Consider the following 5,215-nt stretch of genomic DNA (forward strand, 5'->3'; position numbering starts at 1 on the left):
GCCAGGGCCGCCTGCGCCACCATGAACACCGTCACGCCCTCGGCACGCGCCACCTCCACCATCCGCTCGTGCACCTCGCCGGGTATCCGCACCGGCACGCGATGACCGGCGTGGCTCGCCACGGCCGGTCGCGGACGGTCGGTCGGCAGCGCCAACTCCTCCGGCGCACCGGCCAGCGCCTGTCGCCAGTACTCCACCTGGGCGGTCAGCAGACTGCCCGGGGCGGATTCCTCACCGAGCAGCTCCCGCTGCCACACCGCGTAGTCGGCGTACTGCACCGGCAACGGCTCCCACACCGGAGCCACACCCCGCAACCGCGCCTCATAGGCGGTGGAGACATCCCGAGCGAGAGGAGCCCGCGACCAACCGTCGAAAGCGATGTGGTGGACCACCAGCACCAGCACCTGCTCGTCCGCGCCGGACTGGAACAACCACGCCTTGATCGGCAACTCCGCCGACAGGTCGAACGCGTGCTTCGCGGCCTGTGCTGCGGCAGTCTTCAGCGCACCGGGCTCCACGTCGGTCAGCGTGATGTGCCAGTCGAGCTCGTCGGGGTCGAGGATATGCTGGTAGGACTGACCGTCAGCGCTCGGGAAGACCGTCCGCAGCGATTCGTGCCGCACGATCACGTCACGCAACGCCTGTTCCAGCACTGCACCGTCCACGCCGTGTATGCGGATCGGAGTGGGAATGTTGTACGTGGGGCTGGGACCCTCCAACTGGGCCAGGAACCACAGCCGCTGCTGCGCGAACGACAACGGCACCCGCCCAGGACGTGTTACGGCCCGCAACGGCATCCGTGCCTGGTCCGCGCTGTCGGCCAGCCGACCCGCCAACGCCGCCACCGTCGGCGCCTCGAACAGCGTGCGGACCTCGACCTCCACCCCCAGCACAACCCGGATCCGCGACACCAACCGCACCGCCAGCAGCGAATGCCCACCCAGAGTGAAGAAGTTGTCCTCCACCCCCACCGATGCGAGGCCGAGGGTGTCGGCGAACGCCGCACACAGCATCTCCTCCTGCACGGTCGCCGGAGCCCGCCCGGCACCGGTGACGTACTCCGGCGCCGGCAGCGCCCTGCGGTCCAACTTCCCGTTGGCCGTCAACGGCAACTCCGCCAGCGTCACGAACGCGGCCGGCACCATGTACTCCGGCAACCGGCCACCCACGAACGCACGCAACTCATCGAAGTCGAGACCGTCGGTGTCGACAGGCACGACGTAGGCAACCAGGCGCTTGTCTCCCGGGGTGTCCTCCCGGGCGATCACCGCAGCCTGCGTCACCCCCGGATGGGTCAGCAGAGCGGCCTCGATCTCACCCGGCTCGATACGGAAACCACGCACCTTCACCTGCTCATCCACACGACCAGCGAACAGCAACTGCCCGTCCGCACTCCACTTCACCAAATCCCCGGTGCGATACATCCGCTCACCGGAACCCGGACCGAACGGGCACGCCACGAACCGCTCACCCGTCAGTCCGGGGCGGCCCACATAGCCACGCGCCACACCCGCACCGGCCACATACAGCTCGCCCGCCACGCCGACCGGCACCGGACGCAGAGCCTCATCGAGCACATACAGCCGCGTGTTGGCGACCGGACCACCAATCGACGGCTCATCACCAGGCACGAGCGGCACCGACATCGACGCACACACCGTGCACTCCGTCGGACCATACGCATTAATCAGCCGTCGGCCCTCAGCCCACCGCTCCACCAACCCCGCATCCAACACCTCCCCCGCCGACACCAACGACGTCACCGAAGCCAGATCACCCGCCTCCAACGCCCCCAACACCACCGGCGGCAACGTCACATGCGTCACGCCCCGCTCCGCCACCAGCTCCGCCAGCCCGCCCCCCGGTAACACCTCCTCGGCCGACGCCATCACCAACGTCGCCCCCGCACACAACGTCACCCACACCTCCGACACCGCCGCATCGAACCCCACCGAGGCAAACTGCAACACCCGCGAACCACACCCCACCGCAAACCGCTCACCCTGCGCCGCCACCAGATTGACCAGCCCGCCGTGAGCAACCCCCACACCCTTCGGCGTACCCGTCGAACCGGACGTATAGATCACATAGGCCAGCCCCGCCGGATGGACCGCCACCTCGGGCACGGTCACGGGCTGCACCTCCAACAGCGCCGCCGTCACCGGATCATCAAGCGCCACCACCCGCACCCGCCCCGCCGGAAGCTCCTCCACCCCCTCCCCCGCACCCAGCACCAACCCCACACCACTGTCCGCAAGCATGTGCGCCACCCGCTCCACCGGCAGCCCCACATCCAACGGCAAGAACGCCGCCCCCGCCTTCAACACACCCAACATCCCCACAACCAGCCCACCCCCACGCGGCAGACACAAACCCACCACCGACTCCCCACCCACACCCCGACCCCGCAGAAAATGCGCCACCCGATTCGACCGCACATCCAACTCCGCATACGACAACTCCCCCTCCCCCGCCACCACCGCAACCCCCTCAGACGCCTCCCGCACCCGCCACCCGAACAACTCCACCACCGACACACCCGACACAACGACCGCCGTGTCATTCCACCCCGACACCAACAACTCACGCTCATCCACCCCCAACACATCCACCGAACCCAACGCCACCTCCCGACCACCGCCCAGAACAACAGAGAGCGCACCAACCACACCCTCCGCCGCCGTGCACACCATCCGACCCAACGCCCGCGCATCCAGACTGTCGACCGACAACACACTCACGTGCAGCCCCACGCCCTCGTCGCCCACCCCGACAGCCAAGGGGTAGTTGGTCTGATCCCGGCCGACGACCGTCCGGATCCCTTCGACCGAGCGCTCCTCGTCACCGGTCTCAGGCGAGGTGTGCCGATAGTTGAACAGCGAGGTGAACAGGGGCATGTCGGCGGCGACGCCGCTCGCCCGCTGGGCGATGGCCAGCGGAGCGTGCTCGTGCTCCAGCAGCGCCGCCAGTTGGTCCCGCATCCCCAGAACGGCGGCACGCACCCCGACGCCAGCGGTCCGCACCCGCACCGGCAGCGAATTCATGAACGGGCCCAGCACCCGGTCGGCGCCGGCACCCGCGTTCATCCGGCCAAGGAGCATGGTGCCGAACACCACGTCGTCCCGACCCACCAGGGCGGCCAGAACGCGCGCCCACGCCACGTGCAGGATGGTCGCCGGGCTGACACCCAGCTCCCGCGCCACCCGCCGCAACTCGACAACCACGGGTTCTGGCACGTACAGCACCTCACGGACCAGATCCGACCCGTCGCCGCGCACGTCCAACAGACCGTAGGGGGCGGTCGGCTCGGTCACATCTCCCAGGAGGTCGGCGAAGAACCGCTCGTGCTCGGACTTCGGTACCGTCCGCGTCTGGGCGATGAAGTTGCGGAACGGCAACGCGGGCGCCAGCTGGTCGGCCTCGCCGGACAACACCGCCCGCAGCTCCTCCATCAATACGTCCATGCCGACGTGGTCCTGCACCATGTGATGCATCCGCACGACGGCCAGCCAACGGCCCTCGGGTGCCTCCGCCGCGTGCAGATCCATCAGCGGGGCACGCCCCAGGTCCATTACCGAACCAGCGCGGGCCATCACGTCCCGGCCTGCCGCGGCTGGTTCCGTGCCTTCGACCTCCAGCGTGTGCTCGACGACGGGGAGCTCGGCCTGCCGCCACACCACCTGCACAGGCTCCCGCAAGCCCTCCCAGACGATGCCGGTGCGGTAGATGTCGTGCCGGTTCACCACCTGCTGCAAAGCGTCCGCGAACGTCTCTAACCGGGCACGGGAGTCGAACTCCATCACCCGCACAGTCAGATAGACATCTTCGCCTTCACCCGCCATGAGGTGGTGGAAGAACATCCCTTCCTGCAACGGCGCCAGCGGATACACATCCGCCACATTCGTCGCCCCGCCCTCGACCGACGCCACGACCCGGTCGATCTCCACCTGGTCCAACTCCACCAGCGGCAACATCTCCGGCGTGATCCGCTCGGCGTCTGCGGGGATCAGGTTCTCCGGCACCTCGACAGCACCGACGCCCGCCGCCCCTGCCAGGCCCGCAGGCGTCGGCGCCTCGAACAACGCCCGCACGGACACCGACACACCTCGGGCCCGCAGCCGCTCGACGAGTCGGACGGCGAGGAGGGAGTGGCCGCCGAGCTGGAAGAAGTTGTCGTCCACCCCGACCGACCCGAGACCGAGAACGTCGGCGAAAGCCGCGCACAGGATCTCCTCCTGCACGGTGGCCGGTGCGCGCCCGGATCCGGTAGCGTACTCCGGTGCGGGCAGCGCGCGGCGGTCGAGCTTGCCGTTGGCCGTCAGCGGCAACTCGGGAAGCGTGACGAACGCGGCGGGCACCATGTACTCCGGCAGCCGCGAGGCAACCACCTCCCGCAGCCCTTGCGGTTCCCGGCCGTTGGGAACCACGTAGGCCACCAGCGCATCCTCGCGGGCAATCACCACAGCCTGGTCAACCCCGGCATGGGTGAGCAGGGCGGCCTCGATCTCACCGGGCTCGATACGGAACCCACGCACCTTCACCTGCTCATCCGCCCGGCCGACGAACACCAACTGCCCATCGGACGTCCACTTGACCAGGTCCCCGGTGCGGTACATCCGCTCCCCGGAACCCGGACCGAAGGGGCAGGCCACGAAACGCTCACCCGTCAACCCCGGACGACCCACGTAACCGCGCGCCAGGCCCGCACCGGCCACATACAGCTCACCGGCCACCCCGACGGGCACCGGCTGAAGCCCGGTGTCGAGCACGAACATGCGGGTGTTGGCGATCGGGCGGCCGAAGGGCACCGCCCCCGGACGATCAGCATCGACCGTCTCCGCAGCCACCATCACCGTCGCCTCAGTCGGACCATAAGTGTTCACCAGCCGACGCCCATCCGACCAACGCCGCGCCACACCCTCACTGACCGCCTCCGCACCCACCAACACCGTCCCGACATGCGCCAGGTCGCTGGGGTCCAGCACCTCCAGCAACGACGGCACCACACTCGCCGCCCCCACACCCACCAACTCCCGCAACCGCCCCGGCTCTTGACGCTGCTCCTCGCTGGCGATCCATAACGTGGCACCCGAGGACAGTGCCACCACCACGTCCAGTACAGAGGCGTCGAAGCTGAACGAGGCGAACTGCAACACCCCCACACCCGGCCCCGCACCCATCACCGGAACAAACACCGACACCAAATTCGCCACCG

Annotated in this window: 1 protein-coding gene; it reads right to left on the reverse strand. The window is 68.8% G+C overall.

Going from position 1 to position 5,215, the window contains the following annotated elements:
- Positions 1–5,215: amino acid adenylation domain-containing protein (locus ACYVOO_RS16895; protein ID WP_461016469.1), on the reverse strand; the 5,215-nt coding region annotated here is incomplete at both ends.

The organism is Streptomyces daliensis (assembly GCF_054782395.1).